This is a genomic window from Thioalkalivibrio sp. ALJ16 (assembly GCF_000377345.1).
In the GTDB taxonomy this organism is placed as follows: domain Bacteria; phylum Pseudomonadota; class Gammaproteobacteria; order Ectothiorhodospirales; family Ectothiorhodospiraceae; genus Thioalkalivibrio.
This window is the reverse complement of record NZ_KB898037.1, coordinates 212,065-232,283: the sequence shown is the minus strand read 5'-3', so window position 1 is coordinate 232,283 and position 20,219 is coordinate 212,065. Positions and strand designations below refer to the sequence as shown.

General features: G+C 68.2%; 18 protein-coding genes. 6 read left to right on the top strand and 12 right to left on the bottom strand.

The window, feature by feature from the left end; genetic code table 11:
* Nucleotides 1-729 (top strand): rhomboid family intramembrane serine protease, encoded by a 729-nt coding sequence (locus D000_RS0101180; RefSeq protein WP_026279668.1) that lies wholly within the window; start codon nt 1-3, stop codon nt 727-729.
* Nucleotides 730-799: 70 nt separating this feature from the next.
* Here D000_RS0101180 and D000_RS0101175 read toward each other — a convergent pair whose 3' ends face one another.
* Both D000_RS0101175 and D000_RS0101170 read right to left on the bottom strand, forming a co-directional pair.
* Entirely contained in the window at nt 800-2,893 is a 2,094-nt protein-coding gene (locus tag D000_RS0101175) for a TonB-dependent receptor (protein ID WP_018871719.1), read from the bottom strand.
* A gap of 35 nt (nt 2,894-2,928) precedes the next feature.
* Entirely contained in the window at nt 2,929-4,344 is a 1,416-nt protein-coding gene (locus tag D000_RS0101170) for a hypothetical protein (protein ID WP_018871718.1), read from the bottom strand.
* A 250-nt stretch (nt 4,345-4,594) separates the two neighbouring features.
* On the opposite strand from D000_RS0101170, the gene D000_RS0101165 reads away from it, so the two are divergent.
* Complete coding sequence (locus D000_RS0101165) at nt 4,595-5,614, top strand: porin (protein WP_018871717.1); 1,020 nt, start codon at nt 4,595-4,597, stop codon at nt 5,612-5,614.
* Nucleotides 5,615-5,727: 113 nt separating this feature from the next.
* Here the strand turns inward: D000_RS0101165 and D000_RS0101160 are convergent, their stop codons facing one another.
* The 4 genes from D000_RS0101160 to D000_RS0101145 all read right to left on the bottom strand — a co-directional run bounded on the left by D000_RS0101160 (nt 5,728) and on the right by D000_RS0101145 (nt 9,064).
* The gene (locus tag D000_RS0101160; RefSeq protein ID WP_018871716.1) at nt 5,728-6,024 is read right to left on the bottom strand and encodes a hypothetical protein; all 297 of its coding nucleotides are present in this window, start codon (nt 6,022-6,024) and stop codon (nt 5,728-5,730) included.
* 57 nt (nt 6,025-6,081) lie between these two features.
* Nucleotides 6,082-7,494, bottom strand: coding sequence for a DUF4200 domain-containing protein (locus tag D000_RS0101155; RefSeq protein WP_018871715.1), 1,413 nt, complete (start codon nt 7,492-7,494; stop codon nt 6,082-6,084).
* Between the two features lie 121 nt (nt 7,495-7,615).
* Entirely contained in the window at nt 7,616-8,488 is an 873-nt protein-coding gene (locus D000_RS0101150; RefSeq protein WP_018871714.1) for a dienelactone hydrolase family protein, read from the bottom strand.
* Nucleotides 8,489-8,599: 111 nt separating this feature from the next.
* Nucleotides 8,600-9,064 (bottom strand): tRNA (cytidine(34)-2'-O)-methyltransferase, encoded by a 465-nt coding sequence (locus D000_RS0101145; protein ID WP_018871713.1) that lies wholly within the window; start codon nt 9,062-9,064, stop codon nt 8,600-8,602.
* On the opposite strand from D000_RS0101145, the gene D000_RS0101140 reads away from it, so the two are divergent.
* Nucleotides 9,063-10,055, top strand: coding sequence for a dihydroorotate dehydrogenase (locus tag D000_RS0101140; RefSeq protein WP_018871712.1), 993 nt, complete (start codon nt 9,063-9,065; stop codon nt 10,053-10,055). The genes D000_RS0101145 and D000_RS0101140 overlap by 2 nt on opposite strands.
* A 257-nt stretch (nt 10,056-10,312) precedes the next feature.
* On the opposite strand, the gene ntrC is transcribed toward D000_RS0101140, so the two are convergent.
* The 6 genes from ntrC to D000_RS0101110 all read right to left on the bottom strand — a co-directional run bounded on the left by ntrC (nt 10,313) and on the right by D000_RS0101110 (nt 16,008).
* Nucleotides 10,313-11,749, bottom strand: a complete 1,437-nt coding sequence (gene ntrC / locus D000_RS0101135; RefSeq protein ID WP_018871711.1) for a nitrogen regulation protein NR(I) — start codon at nt 11,747-11,749, stop codon at nt 10,313-10,315.
* Nucleotides 11,749-12,846 (bottom strand): nitrogen regulation protein NR(II), encoded by a 1,098-nt coding sequence (gene glnL / locus D000_RS0101130; RefSeq protein WP_026279666.1) that lies wholly within the window; start codon nt 12,844-12,846, stop codon nt 11,749-11,751. Before glnL ends, ntrC begins: the two co-directional genes overlap by 1 nt.
* Before the next feature lie 469 nt (nt 12,847-13,315).
* Complete coding sequence (locus D000_RS0101125; protein WP_018871709.1) at nt 13,316-13,969, bottom strand: DUF4124 domain-containing protein; 654 nt, start codon at nt 13,967-13,969, stop codon at nt 13,316-13,318.
* A 70-nt stretch (nt 13,970-14,039) separates the two neighbouring features.
* Nucleotides 14,040-14,894 carry a hypothetical protein gene (locus D000_RS0101120; protein ID WP_018871708.1) on the bottom strand — a complete coding sequence of 285 codons (855 nt, stop codon included), beginning with the start codon at nt 14,892-14,894 and terminating at the stop codon, nt 14,040-14,042.
* Nucleotides 14,888-15,283, bottom strand: coding sequence for a DUF2782 domain-containing protein (locus tag D000_RS0101115; RefSeq protein WP_018871707.1), 396 nt, complete (start codon nt 15,281-15,283; stop codon nt 14,888-14,890). The genes D000_RS0101120 and D000_RS0101115 overlap by 7 nt, the downstream gene beginning before the upstream one ends.
* On the bottom strand, nt 15,283-16,008 hold the full coding sequence (locus D000_RS0101110) for a TIGR00730 family Rossman fold protein (RefSeq protein ID WP_018871706.1): 726 nt from the start codon (nt 16,006-16,008) through the stop codon (nt 15,283-15,285). The genes D000_RS0101115 and D000_RS0101110 overlap by 1 nt, the downstream gene beginning before the upstream one ends.
* A gap of 131 nt (nt 16,009-16,139) precedes the next feature.
* Here D000_RS0101110 and polA point away from each other — a divergent pair, with 131 nt between their 5' ends.
* The 3 genes from polA to D000_RS0101095 are packed head-to-tail and all read left to right on the top strand — an operon-like array spanning nt 16,140 to nt 19,976.
* A complete protein-coding gene (polA, locus tag D000_RS0101105; RefSeq protein WP_018871705.1) occupies nt 16,140-18,842 on the top strand; it encodes a DNA polymerase I in 2,703 nt (900 codons plus the stop codon).
* A 7-nt stretch (nt 18,843-18,849) separates the two neighbouring features.
* On the top strand, nt 18,850-19,347 hold the full coding sequence (locus D000_RS0101100) for a hypothetical protein (RefSeq protein WP_018871704.1): 498 nt from the start codon (nt 18,850-18,852) through the stop codon (nt 19,345-19,347).
* A gap of 2 nt (nt 19,348-19,349) precedes the next feature.
* On the top strand, nt 19,350-19,976 hold the full coding sequence (locus tag D000_RS0101095) for an SCO family protein (RefSeq protein ID WP_018871703.1): 627 nt from the start codon (nt 19,350-19,352) through the stop codon (nt 19,974-19,976).
* Nucleotides 19,977-20,219 lie beyond the last annotated feature (243 nt).

The window sequence follows — 20,219 nt, the reverse complement described above, 5'->3', positions numbered from 1 at the left end:
ATGATGAATCTTCGCCGGCCGGCACCCCCGGCCGACCCCCGGGCCGAGCAGGAGCGGATACGGCGAGCGCTGCTCTGGCCCATGCTGGGGGCCGCCGCCCTGATCGCGATCCACGCCCTGCACGAACTGTTCGGCGGGGACTGGTCGCGGCTGGGCATCATCCCGCGCGACGCGGTCGGGGCGCTGGGCATCATCACCTCGCCGCTGATTCACGGTTCCTGGGGCCACCTGCTCGCCAATGTGCCGACCCTGTGGGTGCTCGGCATGCTCACGCTGTACGGCTTTCCACGCGCCACCCGCACCGCCCTCCCGCTGATCTGGCTGATGGGCGGGCTGGGGGTCTGGCTGTTCGCGCGCGAGGGTTCGCACATCGGCGCCTCGGGCCTGACCCACGGGCTGATGTTCTTTGCCGTGGTCATCGGGATCCGCCGCCGCGATGCGCTGTCCATCGCGGTGGCCATCATCATCCTGTTCCTCTACGGCAGCATGCTCTGGGGCGTGTTCCCCAGCGGCCCCCGGGTCTCGTTCGAGGCCCACCTGTTCGGCGCGGTCGTGGGTGCGGTCTGTGGCTGGTTCCTCTATCGCCGCGACCCGTTCCCGGTCTACCGCCGGCACGCCTGGGAGGACGACGACCCCACCGACGCCGAGACCCTGCGCAAGATCGAACAGGGGCGGCTCGACGAGATCGAGCCGAAAGAACCGCCCGAGGGGCCCGGGCGCCGCGACTAGCCGGGCCTGTCTTGATGCGCTTCGCGGAGATCTGCCAGTGAAGACGCGAGACCCGGCTGGGTAGCAGGCGCTAGCGCCCGAAGGTCATGCGCATGCCGGCCATCAGGGTCAGGCCGGGGGCCGGCTCGTAGTAGCGGCGGTTGCCGTCGTTGATGCGGATGTTGTCGACGTGGTCCGCGTCCAGCAGGTTGTTCGCGGCCACGAAGGCCTCGATATGGGCGTTGCCGTCCTGCCAGTGGCGGCCCGCGCGCAGGTTCAGCGTGGTCTGTCCGCCCACCCGTTCGTCGTTGGCGTCGTTCACATAGCGCCCGCCGGTGTACAGCGCATCGACGGTGAAAAAGTAAGGCCCCTGGCGCCAGTCGGCCTCCACGAACAACTGCTCGCGCGGCAGCCCGGGCAGCCGATTACCGTCCTGCCGCTCGCCCTGCTGGTCCACGAAATCCCGATAGCGGAAATCGTTCAGGCTGAGCGCGCTGGACAGCGTCCACTGCTCGGTTGCGGACCAGTCGACCGCCAGCTCGAAGCCGTTGCGCGCGGTGCGCCCGGCGTTGGTGTAGAAGGTGCGCCCGTCCACGTTGGGCGCCTCGAACGGGGCGATCTCGTCACGCACGCGGGTCGCGTATACCGAGGCATCCCAAGCCAGGCGACCGGTCTCGCGGCGGATCCCGAGCTCGATGCTGCGCGCCCGCTGGGGGTCGAGATCGGTGTTGAATCCACCCCCGCCAGCGGGGTTTGCGAATTCGGTGAAGGTCGGCGTCTCGAAGTTGGTGGCCACGTTGACGTAGGCGCGATAGTCCGGCTGGAAGTGCCAGATCAGCCCCGCCATCGCGCTGGTCTCGCGGAAGGTCCGCGCATCCGAGCGGTCCGGTTCGCCCACCTGCTCGGAGAAATGGTCATCGATGGACATGCGGATACGGTCGTGGCGCGCGCCGAGCACCATGTTCCAGTCCGACCCCAGCGCGGTGTCGGTTTGCACAAACACCCCACGCGATCGCGCCCGCTCGCGCTGGTCCAGCGCAAGGTCGTCGATCGAAGGGGTGCCGCCCGGACAGTTCGCCTGACCCTGGATATCGGCGCAGCGCCGGGTGCGATCGTCACGCTGCTCTTCCAGGTCGATCCCGGTCAGCACCCGGGTCGGCCCGATGTCCTGTTCGTACAGGGCGTTGAGGCCGTAGAAGTCCCGCTCGTAGGCCACCCGCGAGTCGCCGGGGAATGGCAGTTGCTGTGCGTAGTCGCGCTGGGTCCAGAACCCGCCGAGGCGCAGTTCGCCGGGCCCGAGCGGCTGCTCCCACTGCAGCCCCGTGGTCAGCTGGTCGGCCTCCTGGGTGCTGTCCAGCGCCGTGGCCAGGGGCGCGGCGGCGCGCCGGTTCTGGCGCATCTCCTCGCGCGTGAGCCCGCCGGGGTCGTCGGTGCGCGGGGCATCGAGGTAGCGCAGGTGGAAGTTCAGCGTCCCGGCCTCCAGCTCCGAGGCGGTGTGCAGGCGCAGATAGCGCTTCTCGGCGGTGGACTGGTCGCGATAGCCGTCGATCGCGAAGTCGTGGGCGGTCAGGGAGTAACGATGGATCCCGTGATCCTGCTCGGCGATGGCCTCGGCGCGCCGATAGCCATAGCTGCCCAGCAGCACCCCGCCGCCAAAGCCACTCGGGTCGCGCCCGTCGCGGGTGCGCGCCGAGATCACGCCACCGGAGGCATTGCCGTACAGCGCGGCGCTGGGCCCGCGCAGCACCTCGATGTCGCGCAGGTTCAGCAGGTCGATGGCGTCCACCTGTGACTGGCCGTCGGGGGTGGTCTCGGGGATGCCGTCCTGCAGGATGCGCAGCCCGCGCACCCCGAACGGCGCCCGCGACCCGAAGCCGCGGATGGAGATGCGCGCGTCCTGCGCGAAGTTGTAGCGGTTCTGGGCGAACAGTCCGGGCACGCGGTTCAGCGACTCGTCCAGCTGCAGGCCCTGGCGCCCCTCGGTGGCCTGGCGTTCGTCCACGCGCGATACCGCCGCCGGCAGGTCCGCCAGCGGCGTGGCCAGCCTGGGTGCGGTCACCGTGATCTCCACCGGGTCCAGCACGGGCACATCGTCCGCGCCCAGGGCCGGGGCTGCCGTCAGCCACAGCAGTGGCACGGCAAAGGCAGGGGCGCGATGCCCCACCGCCAGCGGCCACGCCCACATCCGCAGCCCGGTCGCCCACCGCCGGTGGATCACGATCAGTCGCGCAGGATCAGCGAGCCGGTCAGCAGTTCCCCGTGGTCGAGGAAGGCGTCGTACAGGGCCCGGCTGCGCGCGGCCAGGTCGTCGTCATCCTCCCAGGCCCCGGGGCGGTCAAAGGCGGAACCGGCGCGGTAGCCATTCGCCACCGCCATCATGAAGGCGGAGACCGCACGGGTGGTCACGCGCGGGTCGCTCACGCGGCCATCGGCGTAGTCCAGCCGGGCCGGCACGGTGCCGCTGGCCAGCTGATAATCGAGCGCCCCCTGCAGCAGCCGGTCGATGGCGGTGCCGATCCGGCCTTCCAGTTCCGGGGCACGCTCGGTGAGCAGTCGGGACGTACCCTCGCGCTCGCGCAGCGGCGAGAAGCCGCCGGTCAGCTGGTGCACGAAGCGCCACTGCGCGGCCACGTCGACGTAGTCGGCGGCGGCATGGGCCTGTCCGTCGCGGAACTCGAGGCGTGCGGGCAGGCCCCAGTCGCGCAGGGGGCCATGCCCGTCGACCACCGCCGCGGCAATGGCGGCCGCCCGATCGGCCAGGGTCTCGGCCCGGGCCTGGTCGTCCGAGTCGCCGTAGAGATAGAGCATCTCGTACAGGGCCTTGTGCCCGCGCAGCATTGCGCCGATCTGGTCCAGCGACCACTCGGTGCCCTGGTCGAACACGTAGATGCCGGCGTCATCGTCCCAGGCCGCATCGGCCGACTGCGCGAGGTCGCGCGCGACCTCCACCAGGTCCTCGCGCGAGTGCCCGAGCCAGGCCTCCAGTACCGGTCGATCCAGCTGCCCCATATCGTCTTCACCGCCCGGCTTGTCCTGCCGCACCCAGGCATAGGCCGGGCCATGCAGAGCATCCAGGCCATAGGCAAAGCCGTCCGCGTCGGAGCCGTTGGCGGCATGCACCGCGCCATCACTGTAACGCTCGTTGACAAGGTGCCTGGCGAGCATAGCCATCACCGCGGTCGGCCGGTGGGTCAGGTCGTCGTACAGACCCAAGTGCTCGAAGCGGCCACCACTGTGATGCATGTGATACATGTACGCCGCATCGGCATAGGCCGAGGGTTCGGCTTCCGCCGAGCGGTGCACGTAGGCCTGCATGCGGCCGTCCTCCACCAGTTGCCCGTGGACCACGTCGAGCAGGCCCAGCCAGGTCTCTCCGACCTTCTGCATCGGCTCCTCGCTCAGCTCCGGGCGGTAGCCTTCGTGGCCCAGCTCGCTGGCGCGCATCAGGCGCCCCTTCACGGTCAGCGCGCCCAGCGCCATGAAGGCATCACGCGCGGCCATGCCATCGGCGTACACCAGCACCTCACCATCGGCATCCAGCCCCTGTGCCACCCCGGCCGGCACGGCTTGCGCCTGCCCCATACCGGTCAGGCCCAGGACCGCCAGCGCGGTCAGCGTCTTTGCAAATCGGCTCATCGTTCCCCCCTGAGGGTGCATAGAAAAGGTTTCCGGGGCTCGCCCCCACAAAGAAGGTGACCCCGGACGCGCCCGACGGGTTCCGCAAATAGCCGTTGCGCACGCGCAACAGTGTGGCCTTTTAACGCGATCTTCATCGTGCCTTAACCGCGGCGTCACGCCCGCTCCCCAAGCTTGCGCCCCGTCGAGAGGTCACCGTCTCTCGCGCAATTCGCACTGCGTCACCGCACTTCAATTAGGGGAGAAACCCATGAACCGCAAGCACCTGCTCACCAGCCTGATCGCCGCCGGACTGGTTGTCCCGGCCCTGGCCACCGCCGACTGGACCCTGTACGGCCGCGCCCACCTGTCCGCCGATGTCCTCGACGACGGCGCCGACTACAACGAATTCAATGTGTCGAGCAATTCCAGCCGCCTCGGCTTTCGCGGCGAGCGCGAGTTCCGCGAGCAGCTGATCGCGGTGTTCCAGATCGAGCAGCAGATCGATTTCGATACCGAAGGCACGGAGTTCGCTACCCGCGACACCTTCGCCGGCCTGAAGGGCTCCGACTGGGGCATGCTCCGCATCGGCAAATTCGACACCCCGTTCAAGCGCGCCCGCGGCCCGGCCAACTTCTTCGGCGACCAGGTCGGCGACATGCGCAATCTGACGCGTTCCGCCGATCAGACCGGCCGTTTCGACGAGCGCTTCCGCAACAGCATCCACTACCAGACCCCGAGCTTCGGCGGCCTGACCTGGAACATCCAGTATTCCAATGAAACCAGTGGTGCGACGACCGGGGACGGTGCCGACAACAAGGCCTACTCCACCTCGCTGAACCTGAGCATGGGCGACCTGACGGGCGCACTGGCCTACGAGAAGCAGGAGGACGGCGACGTGAACCCGGATGCCTGGCGCCTGGCCGTCGGCTATCGCATCACCCCGGCCTTGCGCATGGGGGCCTTCTACCAGAACTCGGAAACCACGAATGGCGACGATGCGGACATCTACGGCCTCGGCGGCCAGTTCCGTCTGACCCCGAGCATGTACCTGAACGGTCACGTCTTCCACCTCGACTCCGACCTGGCCGATGCCGACGCAACGATGTACGCCCTGGGCCTGGAATACCGCCTCGACAGTGACCTGCGCTTCTACGGCAACATCGCCACCGTCAGCAACGATGACAACTCGGCCCTGACCCCGTGGAGTGCCGCCCGCACCTCCGGCCCGGGTGGCACCGCTGGCGAGAACGCATCCGCCTTCTCGATCGGCATGCGCTACGACTTCTGACGCCGTAGCGCGAACACCCCGGCAGCCAGGACTGCCGGGGTGTGCACAAAAAACCCCGCCGGACTACGCCCCGGCGGGGTTTTCTTTTGGGTCGAACCTTCTGACGGGCGCCGCTAGAAAGCGGGCTCCCAGCCACTGGAACCCTCGACCAGCCGAAGGCGATCGGTGAGATCCTCCGAGTACCCGCCGGCGGATACCGTGGCATCCACCTGACAGTCAAAGACGCCCCCGTCCACCTCGCTGCAGTCGCTGCTGTGGATATCGACCGAGACGCCCTGGGCGCCGAGGCCACTGGCCGCGACCATCTGGGCCATCACCGCCTCGATGTCGGCGGTCGACGGGCCACCACCGGAACACCCCGCCAGTACAAACGCGACGCCCGCCGCAGCCAGTCCTTTCTTGATCGTCATTGCACTCCTCCTTGAGTCATTACTGGAAACATGTCATGTCCAAACCCGGGCGCTTCCCTAACGGGTCAGCTCCCGCGCCAGGGCCAGATAGACGCGCCGGTTTGCCTCGTCCCGAGTCGCCTCGCCGCGGAAGCGGGCAAAGGCCATGTTGTCGCGCTCGGCGTGTATCGGCACGCGGTCATAGTCGGCATAGGCATCGTCGAGCTCCAGCCGGAACAGCGTGAGGACCGTATCCATGCCTCTGCGCAGGCCGCGCTCGCGGGTCTGGATCACGAGGATGGCGGTACTATCGCGCGACCCGAGCGGGAATACGTGGTCGGCGGTCATGTCGCCCACCGGCTGCACATGCGCCGCCACCGTCTGCGCCAGCAACGCCTGACCGTAGGCCTGTTCGGCGGACCGCAGCGCCGAGCGCTCGTCCGAATACTCGAAGCTGCGCACGCTCTGGTTTTCCAGTTGCTGCTGCTGACGGTCCAGCGACGTGGCGCGGCGGTTCAGGAGGGTCTCCTCGCGGCCGAGGTCGCGCCGGGTACCAAAGCGGTTTTCCGCCACGATCAGACGATCGTCCAGAACCTCGCGGGCATCGGCCAGATCGGCCCGCAGGGTGCCTTCGGGGGCGCGCCGCCGGAACCCGCCCGTCACGCCAATCGTTTCATCCAGTTCGTAGTAGTCGAGCAGACCGGAGGCCAGGATCGGGTCCAGTTGCGCGTTCACGGCTTCGCCGCCGCGATACGGGCGGCTGGACACCATCACGCATACCCCGTGGGTAGCACGCGCATCGATCTGCAAAGGGCTGTCGGCACTGGGGCAGGAGCGACTGGCGTCCACCTCCCAGGAGCGCCACGAATAGCCGTCGAACCGCGCCACCGGGCGCACCGGCAGCTCGTGCTCCATGATGGCCTCGTTCAGTGCGGCGAGGACGGAGTCGGCAATCTCGGCCTGCTTCGCTTCCAGGGCCTCGATCTCGGCCTCGACCGCTTCCACCGCCTCGCGCTCATCCTCGACAAAGGCGTCGATGGCCGCGAGGTTCTCCTCCAGCTCGCTGCGTTCGGCCGCCAGCTCCTCGCGCGCCTGTTCCAGTTCCGCGCGCGCCTCGGCCTGCTCGCGCTCGAAGTTCTCGTGGACTTCGCGGCGCTTGTCGGTGAAGGCGGCATAGGCCGCCCGCAGCTGGTCGGCCGCCTCGCCTTCCACCATCAGGGTCAGATCGGAGACCGACTCTGCGGCCAGCTGTTCGGAGAGCGCCTCGAGATGGGCCGCCGCCGGCTCCAGGTCCGCCACGGCAGCCGCGACGGATACGGTCAGCGACCAGCCAGCCTCGACCTCGTCGAGAAGCCCGCGCGCCGCGGCCTGATCGGCCATGGACAGCTCGCCGAAGTCGAATTCGGCCTGGTCGGGGTAGGAGGAACTGCAGCCTGCGGCAAACAGCAGGGTGGCGGCGGGCAGGACACCCGCTAAAAGAGCGTGCTTCATGGACACAATCCTTTGTTGAGACCCCGGCCTCCTTGCCGGGGGTTTGGCGCAGACTAGCCGCCGCGACGGCGGGGGGTCAATGCAACCCCGGCGCGCCGGCTAACAGGCGGGAAACAGCGGTTCAGTCGCGCAGGTGCTGGTTGGCGAAGCGGGTGACGCGGATCATTGCGTCGCGCGAGGCCAGGTCGTCGGCAAAGGTGCGGTTGTTGCCGTTACGGAAATCGAACCCACGACCGACGCCGGGGTACTCGATCCAGGTGACGTCTCCGCCCCGACTTTCGAGGCCATCGGCGGCCATGCGCGCGGTGCGGTGGCGCTGGTACTGCTCCTGGTCGCCGATCAGGATCATCATCGGGATCTGAAGCTGATTGACCTCATTGGCGTAGCGGTACACCTGATGTGGCTCGCCAAGGTTCGGGTCCTGCAGGTGCGGGTAGTAGCCGGCCCAGCAGGCGACATCCTCGACCTGACGCTCGAAGGTGACGGCGACCTTCAGGGTCTTGTAGCCGCCACGGGTGATGGAGACCAGGCAGGCGCGGTCGCCCACGATGTCGTCACGTGCCAGCAGGACGTCCAGTCCGCTGTTCAGATCACCTTCCAGCTCGTAGTCATGATCCAGCGGGTGGCTCTCCATGAAGCGACCGGTGTACAGGTCCGGCGCCAGCACCACGAAGCCGCGGGCGGCCAGGCGCTTCACATGCAGTTCGGCCAGGTCGTCGAGTCCGCGCCGACCGTGGGCCCAGAGGATCGCCGGGTAGGCCTCGCCATCGGCCGGCCGCGCCACCATCCCCGGGATGTCGATGCCGTCGCGTTCGTATTCGATGCGTTCGATGGTGACCTCGTGGTTCTCCAGGTCGGCATACATCACGCCGTCTTCCCACCAGTCGTCATCCCACCACCAGTTGTCGGAACCGGTGGGCTCGTCGGCCGCCAGCGGCGCTGCAAACAGGCTGGCAGCCGCCAGGAACAGGAGGGGACGCAGTGCAGAAACCATCGGGTACCTCGCGTAGATCAACGTGGACAGGATCGGTCAGAAGGAGACGGGCCGCTCGAGGGCTTTCTTCCGAGGGTAGTACAAATGGCAGGGCCCTGCCGGGGCGAACAGCTAGTCCCCGCCGGCGAAATCGAGCTGGCGCCAGGCCTCGTAGATGACCACGGCCGCTGCGTTGGAGAGATTCAGACTGCGGCTGCCGGGCTGCATGGGCAGGCGCAAACGCTGCCCGGGAGGCAGGGCTTCGAGCACCGACTCGGGAAGACCGCGGGTCTCGGGCCCAAACAACAGGGCATCACCGGGCTGGAACCCTGCCTGATCGTAGCGGGCGTGGCCGCGCGTGGTAATGGCGAAGACCCGGTCGGGCCGCACCGATTCCCGCCACTGTTCGAGGCTGTCATACTCTTGCACCCGAGCCAGCTCGTGATAATCGAGCCCGGCGCGGCGCGCCCGCGCGCTGTCCAGCTCGAAGCCGAGCGGATGGATCAGGTGCAGCGCAGCGCCGGTATTGGCTGCCAGACGAATGATGTTCCCGGTGTTCGGCGGGATCTCCGGTTGAAAGAGGACGATGTGAAGCATGAGTGATTCGCGCACCGATCCGCGGCTGGCCCTGGAGTTCTGCGGGCTGCATTTGAACACGCCGCTGGTGCTGCTGTCCGGCTGCGTCGGCTTCGGCGAGGAGTACACCCGGGTGGCCGGCTTCTCCAATCGCGATGCCGGGGCAATCTGCCTGAAAGGCACCACCGGCCAGGCCCGTCTGGGCAACGCGCCGCACCGGGTCTACGAGACCCCGGACGGCATGCTCAACGCCATCGGCCTGCAGAACCCTGGCGTGGACCACGTGGTGGACCACACCCTGCCGCAGCTGGACTTCGAGGAGACCCGCTTCTTTGCCAATGTCTCCGGCTCCACCATCGAGGAGTACATCGAGGTCACCCGCCGCTTCGACGACTCGCCCATCGACGCCATCGAGATCAACATCTCCTGCCCTAACGTGAAAGAAGGCGGGGTCGCCTTCGGCAATGACCCGGACATGTCCGCGCGGGTGGTCGAGGCCTGTCGCAAGGTCACCTCCAAGCCGCTGATCACCAAGCTCTCGCCCAACCAGACCGACATCGCCGAAAACGCCCGCCGCTGCATCGAGGCCGGCACCGACGCTTTCGCGGTGATCAACACGCTGATGGGCATGGCCGTGGACGTCGAGAATCGGCGCGCGGTGATTGGCAACAACCAGGGCGGACTCTCGGGACCCGCGATCAAGCCGATTGCGCTGCTGAAGGTCCAGCAGGTCTACCAGGTGGCCGCACCGCACAACGTGCCGATCATCGGCCAGGGCGGCGTGATGAACGCGACCGACGCGCTGGAGTTCCTGATCGCCGGCGCCAGCACCGTCGGCGTGGGCACCGGGCTGTTCTACGACCCGCTGTGCCTGCCCAAGATCCTGCACGGCATCAGCGACTACATGGACCGCCACGGCTACACCCACGTACGTGACCTGACCGGCACCCTGCAACTCAACGGCGCCGTCTCCGCCTGCGCCCCGCCCGCACCGCAAGATCCGGCCACCTGAAGGGCCTGTTTACCACAGAGTGCACAGAGGCCACGGAGCAGGGCCAGGTCAAAACCGGTAAAGCATTAACAGGAAGACGGGAAGGACGGAAGAACACAGGAATGTGGACCCGGGCCTGATCAACCCGCCGGGCAGGCCCCGGGGCACGGTGCCAGCGGCCTTTACCCAAAAACCCTTCCCAGCTTCCCTTCTTCCTGTGAACCGCTTTTGACCTGGCCCTACTCCGTGGCCTCTGTGCACTCTGTGGCAGGTCAGTCCTAGTCGTCGTCGAGGCCGAGTTCCTGGATCTTGCGGGTGAGGGTGTTGCGCCCCCAGCCGAGCAGGGCCGCCGCCTGCTGGCGGTGGCCGCCGGTCGCGTTCAGGGCCTCGCGGATGACCGTGCGCTCCAGTTGCGGCAGCACCGATCCCAGCAGGTCCTGATCCCCACGCTGCCAGTGCTGGCGCGCGACCTGGGCCAGCTCGGCGGTCCAGTCGCGCGGGCCGGCCGCGGCGCCAGCCTGGGCGGCACCCATTTCCGCACCGGTCTCGCTTGGCTGGTGCAGCTCGGCGGGCAGATCATCCAGGTGCACCTCGCGCCCGGAGGCCATCACCGTGAGCCAACGACAGGTGTTCTCCAGCTGCCGGACATTGCCCGGCCAGCGCAGACGCTGCAGTTCCGCAACCACCTCCGGACGCATGGTCTTGGCCTCCACCCCCAGCTCCTGCGCCACCTCGGCCATGAAGTGGTGGACCAGCAGCGGGATGTCCTCCGGGCGCTCGCGCAGAGACGGTACGTGGATGCGGATCACGTTCAAACGGTGGAACAGGTCCTCGCGGAACAGGCCGGCGCGCACGCGCTCTTCCAGGTCCTGGTGGGTGGCAGCAATGATGCGCACGTCCACACGGATCGGGGTGTGGCCACCCACACGATAGAAGGTGCCGTCCGAGAGTACGCGCAGCAGCCGCGTCTGCAGGTCGAACGGCATGTCGCCGATCTCGTCGAGGAACAGCGTGCCACCATCGGCCTGCTCGAAGCGGCCCTTGCGGCTCTGGTTTGCGCCGGTAAAGGCCCCGCGTTCGTGACCGAACAGCTCGCTCTCGAGCAGGTCCTTGGGGATGGCCGCGGTGTTGAGGGCGATCAGCGGCTGATCCGCCCGCGGACTGTGCTGGTGCAGGGCCCGCGCAACCAGTTCCTTGCCGGTACCGGACTCGCCGTTGATCAGTACGGTGATGTTGCTGCGCGAAAGGCGGCCAATCGCACGGAACATCTCCTGCATGGCCGGCGCCTCGCCAATGATCGGGGTCTCCTCGATGCCCTGCGAGGCAGCACCAAGGTCCTGACCGGCCTTGCGCGCCTCGAGGGCGCGCTGCACCAGGGCCGCCGCCTCATCCACATCGAAGGGCTTGGGCAGGTACTCGAATGCACCGGTCTGATACGCGCCGACCGCGCTCTCCAGGTCCGAGAACGCGGTCATGATAATCACCGGCGGCGGGTCCGGGCGCGTCTGCATACGGGCGAGAAAATCCAGCCCGTTCAGACCGGGCATGCGGATGTCGGCCACAATGGTGTCCGGCACCGGGTCCCGATCCAGCGCCGCCCAGGCGGCATTGGCGGTCTCGAAGCCGCGCACCGCGATGCCCTGACGCTGCAGGGCACGCTCCAGCACCCAGCGAATCGAGTCGTCGTCATCGATAATCCAGACGGTGGGCTCCATCAGTGCGTACCCTCCCGGGCCTTCGGTGGTTCGATCGGAAGCAGGATGTCAAACGAGGTCGCGCCGGGCCGGGAGCGGCATTCAATCAAGCCATCGTGCAGCTGGATCAGGCTCTGGGCGATGGGCAGGCCGAGCCCGGTGCCTGCCGCGCGCCCGGTCACCATCGGGAAGAAGATCCGCTCGCGGATGTCTTCCGGGATCCCCGGGCCGTTGTCGCGCACACTCAGCTTGGCCACCAGGCGATGGCGGTGGCCGGATATGGTGTACTGACGCAGGATGCGGGAGCTCAGGACGATCTCGCCCCCGTCCTCCAGCGCGTGCACCGCGTTCTGCACCAGATTCAGGATCGCCTGCACCAGCATGTCGCGATCCGCATACACGTCCGGGATGCTGGGATCGTAATCGCCGCGGACCTTCAGGCCCAGCGGCAGCTGCACACTGACCAGGCCGCGCACATGCTCCAGCACCTCGTGCAGGTTGACGGCCTCGCGGCGCGGCAGGTTGTTCGGGCCCAGCATGCGATCCACCAGGCTGCGGAGCCGGTCGGCCTCGCGGATGATGATCTGGGTGTATTCCTTCAGACCCGAATCATCCAGCTCACTGGCCAGCAGCTGGGCCGCCCCGCGCAACCCGCCCAGCGGATTCTTGATCTCGTGCGCCAGGCCACGAGTGACGGCACGCGTGATCGCCTGCTGTTTCTGCAACTGTTCCTCGCGGCTGATGCGCTCGTGGCGGTCGATCGCATTCAGCTCGAACAGCAACTGCCCCGGTCGTCCTCCGTCGCCATGCAGCGGCGTGATAATCATGTCAGCCAGGAAGCTGTCCGCCCGCAGAGGCTCCAGCTGCCGCGCCCTCAGGGTGATCGGCTGATCCAGACTGAGCGCCGAACGCAGCCGACTGGACAGGCTGCGGTCCAGCTTGAGCCACTGCCCCAGCCCGTGTCCGAGGATGCGCTCGCGGCTCAGACCCAGCAGGACTTCGGCGGCACTATTCAGGCTCAACAGGCACAGATCCGCATCCGTGACCAGCACAGCCGTGGAGAGGTCGTCCCACCACGGCGGGGTAGCCGGGCCGGGGTTGGCAGGGGGCGTGTTCATTGCAAGGCCTCAAGCAGGAATCGCGCCAAGCAAAAGCTGGCGGGCGAGGCGCCGAGGCCGGGGGACTGCGTCACAAAACCGCATGAACGACCGCCCCCCGCAATGCCAGGAGCCCCAAACTGGTGCAATTGTAGCACTATTTTGGGGCAACAAACGCACTATATCGGTGCGGCCGGCGCACGGAAGAACACGGCTGGATGGAGCCGATCGCGCGCCAGGCGCTGCGGTCTGGCACCGGGCAGCGTGCGCTCTTCAGGGGAACCGCAGCGTTGTCATGTGCCCGCGCTGCCTCCGGGCGGCACGGACCAACGCGTCATAGGAGCCTGTCGGATCTGGGCGGATTTGGGACATCGTCGCGAGCGGGCGGGGGCGCGAGGCCCTTGCTCCGCTCTCACGAGGCGCATGGCGGGGGCCTGGTCACGAGATAGAGCGGGAACCGGCAGCGCTCTGCCCCGGATCTGCCGGTCCTCTAGCTCGGGCCCGACGGGGTAACCGGCTGCGGCGCGCGCGGGGCTTGCGGCGCCGAGGGCGCGCCACCGGGCGGGAACTGCTGGGGCCGCTGCTGCTGTTGCTGTTCCCGCGGGATGGCCGTGCGCAGCACGATGAACTCGATCGTGTCGCTGACACCCAGCTCCTCACCGGCCTCGTTGACCACACGCGCCTGCAGGGTGTGCGCGCCGCGATCCAGCCCCTCGAACGTGGCACTCGCCGAGGCGCCCTCGCCCGCGATCTCGCCGTCCAGCAGCCAGACCACGCGATGCCCGGCCTCGGCGTCCAGCTCCGGATCCATATCCAGCGTCGCGGTCACATTGCCGTCGTTGGCACGCACGCCATCGCCATCGCCGGGACTGGCGATCGCCACTCGATAGGCCCCGGCCGCCTCGGAAGCAGGCTGTCCGCGCGGACGCACCGGACGCTCGAGGATCTCGCGCGCACCCTCCAGGGGCACTGCGCGCATCGGCTCGCGCACATCGACCGACTCGCTGGTGCGCCCCTCCGGAGGGCGATCGCCAAAATGGACGTTGCCCTGATCGTCGGTCCAGCGGTAGACGTCGGCGCTCGCGAAGGCCGGGGCAAGAAGCGCGGCCAGTGGCCATGCCAGCCAGGTAACGGTGCGGATCATGGGCTTTCCTCCTGGGAGAGACGTTCCGGTGCGGGGCACTGTGGATGCGTGTACTCGCTCGCCGCTGACGTCAGGCCGCAGCCCGAACCCATACGCCCTGCAGTCGTGCAGCCTCGGCCTGCAGGGCTGCAAGCCGCTGGCGTTCCGTGGCCCCGTCCGCGCCGTTCTCCAGCGCAGACAGCCAGTCGTCCAGCGCCGCCAGGCGCAGCAGGGTCGGGGCCGCGCCGCGCTCGATCGCGCTCAGCGGGCGGCGGGCGTTGTATCCGGCCAGCAAGGCACGGTAGCGCGCCACATCCGGCTGGCCATCCGCATCCACCACCACCGCCAGCGCAATGCGCGCGAGCTGCCAGAAGGCCGGCACCGGCGCGGGCGGGACGACGAGATCCGCAAGCCCTGCGCCCTCGGGATACAGCCGCACCGAACGCCAGTAGCTGCCCGCCAGCGGAAGGTCCTCGAAGCGGTAGAGCCCTTGATGCTGTAATTCGGCATCCAGGACTGTACGCGCCGCGATATCCAGCTGCTCGGCGACCGCATCGGCACGCTCGCGCATCTGCTGCTGGAGCACGCCCCGGCGATAGCCGTCGCTGACCGGGAGCTGGCTGGCCGGGTGCCGACCCTGCCAGTCGGCAGCCCGCTCGCCCAGCGCCTCCAGGCTGCCGGGGCCTTCGGCGGCCACCGGCCCCCGCAGGGCCTGCCCACGCTCCAGCACCAGGATCACGGAATCCGCATCCGGGTCCACACCACGCCCGAGGCTGCGCGCGCAGCCCGCCGGTGCCTGCTGCAGCGCATGCTCCAGCGCCGGCGCCACCGCGGACACCACACGCAGGCACTGCACCGGAAGTCCCTCGTGAACGGCGCCCTCGGGGCCGGCCGTCAGGTCCAGACCCGTGGCCGCAGCGGCATGTTCGGATTCGACTGTCACCATCGGAAAATTACCCAGGAAGGGGGAACAAAATTCGGGTCCAGTTCGTTGCGGCGCCCGTCCAGGGTGCCGTCACCGGTCGTGTCGATCAGGTAGTAGGTCGGGCCCACGGCCGGGGTGACCTCGACCATCACCAGGACGCCGTCCATACGGTATTCCCGTCGTGTCTCGCCATCCCGCTCGATAATCAGGATGTCGGCGTCCTCCAGGGACTGCTGCTCGCGGGCCCGCTCGTCCAGCACCGGGGGCGGCGGGTCAACACCCTCCTCCAGCTCCGGCGGTGGCGGGGCATCGTTCCAGTCGCGATCCGTCTGGGCCAGCGCCGGGACGGGCAGCAACAACAGCGCCGCGAACAGCGACAGCGGTAGATGCAGGCGGGAAAGCGGCATCATCACAGCTCCATCAGTCGTTTCTTTTCTTCTGCCGACGGCTCGAAGCTGCGGGCCTCGTAGTACTCGAAGATGACGTCCACCACGGCCTCCGGCGAATCTACCAGTGAGTATAGCTGGAGGTCGTCCTGGTCGATGGTGCCCTGCTCCACCAGCGTATCCTGGAACCAGTCCAGCAGGCCCTTCCAGAAGTCGCTGCCCACCAGCACGATCGGGATGCGCCGGGTCTTGCCGGTCTGCACCAGGGTCAAGATCTCGGCCAGCTCGTCGAGCGTGCCAAAACCACCCGGGAGCACCACGTACGCGGAGGCGTACTTCACGAACATCACCTTGCGCGAGAAGAAGTGGCGAAACCCGAGCCCGATATCCTGGTAGGGGTTCGCGTGCTGCTCGTGCGGCAGCTGGATGTTGAGCCCAATGCTGGGCGAGCGCCCGCCAAAGGCGCCCTTGTTGGCGGCCTCCATGATCCCCGGCCCGCCACCGCTGACCACCGCGAACCCCGCATCCGAAAGCTGGCGCGCGATCTCCTCGCCCAGCCGGTAATACGGATGCTCCGGCGGAAAGCGGGCGGAGCCGAAGATGCTCACGGAGGGCTTGATGTGCGCCAGGCGCTCGAAGCCCTCCACGAACTCCGCCATGATCTGGAAAATCTTCCAGCTCTCGCGGGTCAGGGCGGAGTCGTCAATCGGGCGCAGTCCGGGGTGTTCGGCGCGTTCGCGGTCGTTCATCGGGGTTTCCTGTGGGCGATTGCGTGTAGCGTAACGGTGGCCCCGGGTCCGTACAAATGGCGGGCGTCGATGGCCGCACCGCGCCGCGGCCCTGTAGAATGGCGCGCGTTCCCCAGCCCGGTCCCGCCTCCATGTCGCAAGCCCCCCTCGTCCTGGTCGACGGTTCGTCGTATCTGTTTCGGGCCTTCCATGCCCTGCCGCCGCTGACCGCGCCGGATGGCGCCCCGACCGGGGCGATGATTGGCGTGGCCAACATGCTGCGCAAGCTGCGCGCGGACTACGGCCCGGAGCACATGGCGGTAGTGTTCGATGCCAAGGGCAAGACCTTCCGCGACGACATCTACCCGGAATACAAGGCCACCCGCCCGCCGATGCCGGAAGAGCTGGCCGCCCAGATCGAGCCGCTGCATGAGCTGGTGCGGGCGATGGGCCTGCCGCTGTTGTGCGTCGAGGGGGTGGAGGCCGATGATGTGATCGCGACCCTCGCCGACCAGTCCGCCGCAGCCGGGCACGATGTGGTGATCTCCACCGGCGACAAGGACCTCGCGCAGCTGGTGAATGACCGCATCACGCTGGTCAACACCATGAGCGGGATCACGCTGGATCGCGAGGGCGTGCAGGAGAAGTTCGGCGTCGCCCCGGAGCAGATCGTCGACTACCTCGCGCTGATGGGCGACAGCGTCGACAACATCCCGGGCGTGGACAAGGTCGGCCCCAAGACCGCGGCCAAGTGGATCGCGAAGTACGGCGACCTCGACACCATCCTGGAACAGGCCGACGACATCGGCGGCAAGATCGGCGAGAACCTGCGCGCTGCGGCCGAGCGCCTGCCCACCTCGCGCGAGCTGATCACGGTCAAGCGCGATGTCGAGCTGGAGGTCGGCCCCGACGACCTGAACATCCGCGAGCCGGATCACGAGCGCCTGCTGGAGATGGTGCGCCGCTACGGCTTCACCCGCTGGCGCGCGGAGCTGGAGGGCAGCGAGGACGAGGCCGCTGGCGGCAACCCGGGTCCGTCGCAGGCAAGGGGCAACTACCGGACGCTGCGCGAGGCGGCCGAACTGGCCGAGCTGCTGGAGCGTCTGGACCAGGCCGAGCGGGTCGCCTTCGATACCGAGACCACCAGCCTGGACGCCATGCGCGCGGAGATCGTCGGCATGTCCTTCGCCTTCGAGCCGGGCACCGCGTACTACCTGCCACTGGCCCACACCGGGCCGGATGCCGACCCGCAGCTGCCGCGCGAGCAGACGCTCGAGCGCCTGAGGCCGTGGCTGGAGTCGGAGCGCCACGGCAAGCTCGGCCACCACCTGAAGTACGACCGCAACGTGCTGGGCAATCACGGCATCAGCCTGCGCGGCATCGTCGACGACACCCTGCTAGAGTCGTTCTGTCTGGATGCCGGGGCCAACCGCCACGACCTGGACTCCCTGGCTGAGCGTCACCTGGACTACCAGACCACGCACTACGAGGACGTGGCCGGCAAGGGTGCCAAGCAGATCCCGTTCGCCGAGGTGGATATCGGCATCGCCACCGATTACGCCGGCGAGGATGCCGACATCTGCCTGCAGCTGGATGCGGTGTTCCAGCCACGCCTGCAGGAGGCTGAAGGCCCGGCGTTCGTCTATCGCGAGATCGAGATGCCGCTGGTCCCGGTGCTGGCGGATATCGAACGCGTCGGCGTGAAGGTGGACCCGGATCGGCTCGGCGAGCAGAGCCAGGAATTGCTGAGCGAGATGGAACGCATCGAGAAACAGGCGTTCGAGGAGGCCGGCGGCGAGTTCAACCTCGGCTCGCCCAAGCAGATCCAGGAGATCCTGTTCGAGCGCCTGGGCCTGCCGGTGCTGCGGCGCACGCCCAAGGGCCAGCCCTCCACCGCTGAAGACGTGCTGGAGCAAATGGCGGACGACTACCCCCTGCCACGCCTGATCCTCGAGCATCGCGGCCTGTCCAAGTTGCGCAGCACCTACACCGAGACCCTGCCCCGGCGCATCCATCCGGAGACCGGACGGGTGCACACCTCCTATCACCAGGCCGGCGCGGCCACCGGGCGGCTGTCGTCCTCGGAGCCGAACCTGCAGAACATCCCGGTGCGCACCGAGGCCGGCCGGCGCATCCGCCGCGCGTTCATCGCGGATGAGGGCCACCAGCTGCTGGCGGCGGACTACTCGCAGATCGAGCTGCGCATCATGGCCCACCTGTCGCAGGACGCGGGCTTGCTGAAGGCCTTCGCCGAGGGCCAGGACATCCACCGCGCGACCGCCGCCGAGGTCTTCGGGCTGGAGCCGGAGCAGGTCTCCGGCGATCAACGTCGCGCGGCCAAGGCGATCAACTTCGGCCTGATCTATGGCATGTCCGCCTGGGGGCTGGCGCGCAACCTCGGCATCGAGCAGGGCGAGGCGCGCGAGTACATCGACCGCTACTTCAATCGCTATCCCGGCGTGCACGACTATATGGAACGCGCGCGCGCCTCCGGGCGCGAGAACGGCTATGTCGAGACCCTGTTCGGCCGCCGCCTGTACCTGCCGGAGATCAACAGCCGCAACGGGGCGCGACGCCAGCAGTCCGAGCGTGTCGCCATCAACGCCCCGATGCAGGGCACCGCCGCCGACATCATCAAGCGCGCGATGGTGCGGGTCGCGAACGACCTCGAAGCGGTAAAGATCGATGCCCGCATGATCATGCAGGTGCACGACGAACTGGTATTCGAGGTGGCCGACGCGGCGGTGGAGGACCTGACCACGCTTGTGCGCCAGGCCATGAGCGGGGCCGCCGATCTGGACGTCGAGCTGGTGGTGGACGTCGGCACCGGCGCCAACTGGGACGACGCCCACTAGGGGCCCCATGTTCGCCCGCCGCTTTAACCGTATAGCCGCCTGGCTGGTCGCACTGCTGCTGCTCGCGACCGCCTGGGTGCTGGCCGAACGCTACCTGGACATCGGGTATGCCGCCGACCTGCCGGTGGTCCAGCCGGAGGCCTGCGACCTGAATACCGGCCCCTGCAGCACCGCGCTGCCACAGGGCGGCGAGGTGCGGCTGGAGATCGCGCCGCGCCCGATCCCGATGCTGCGCGAGCTGACGCTGGATCTGCAGCTGGATGCCGCGGCACAGTCCGCGCTGGGCAGCCCGGAGACCCTGGAGCTGGACCTGGCCGGGGTCGAGATGTACATGGGCTACCAGCGCCCGCGCCTGGAACACACTGGCGCGGGCCGCTACCGCGGCACGACCACGCTGCCGATCTGCACCACCGAATCCATGACCTGGGCCGCCACCGCCATGCCGGCGGGCGAACCCAAGGCCGCTTTCGCACAATTCCGCTTCGTTACCGCACGCGACCACTGATCATGCAGCGCATCCCCGTCAGCAGCCTGTTCTGGGGCCTGGCCGTCCTTGCGGCCGGGGCCCTCCTGGTATTCGTCACCCTGAACCCGGGCGAGCCACCGGTGGCCGAACCCGGCCATGCCCAGCTGCCCGTAGCCGACGAGGTCCGCGGCGGCCCCATCGAGCTGCCGGTGGCCACCCATGCCGAGCATTTCGATCTGGGCGACTATGCGGGGCAGTACGTATGGCTGTACTTCGGCTACACCTATTGCCCCGACGCCTGCCCCACCAGCCTCGGCTGGATCAGCGGGGCGCTGGACCGGCTGCCGGAGGCCCTGCAGGGGCAAGTCAGCGGGGTCTTCATCAGCGTCGATCCCGAGCGTGACACCCCGGAACACCTGGCGGACTACGTGGGCTACTTTCATGACAACATCCACGCCGCCACCGGGCCGGAAGCGGCGCTGCGCGCCGCCGCCCGGGACTACGGCGTGTTCTTCGAGCGCGCCGAGACCGACTCGGCGATGGGCTACGTCATCGACCACAGCTCCTCGACCTATCTGATCGGCCCGGATGGCGAACTGCTGGAGATCCACCCGCACGGCACCCCGGCCGCGGACCTCGTGGCCGCGCTCAGGGCGCACGCCGAATAGGTCCCGAAACAACGCCGTGCCCGTACTGTGAAAAATTTCACAACCGGGCCCCCGCCCCGGGGGAACTTCCACGGCGACAGGCATTCTTACAGGACAAGCGCTCTAGCCCAGCGCGGCCCGCTTTTCTCCCTGAGCGGGCACCGGCCTCTCTCCCCCCTGTAGAGGCCGAAATTTGCCCCGGTCCCTCCCCAAGGCCGGGGCATTTTTTTGCCCGCTCCAAAGGTGGGTGGGCACCAGGCGGAT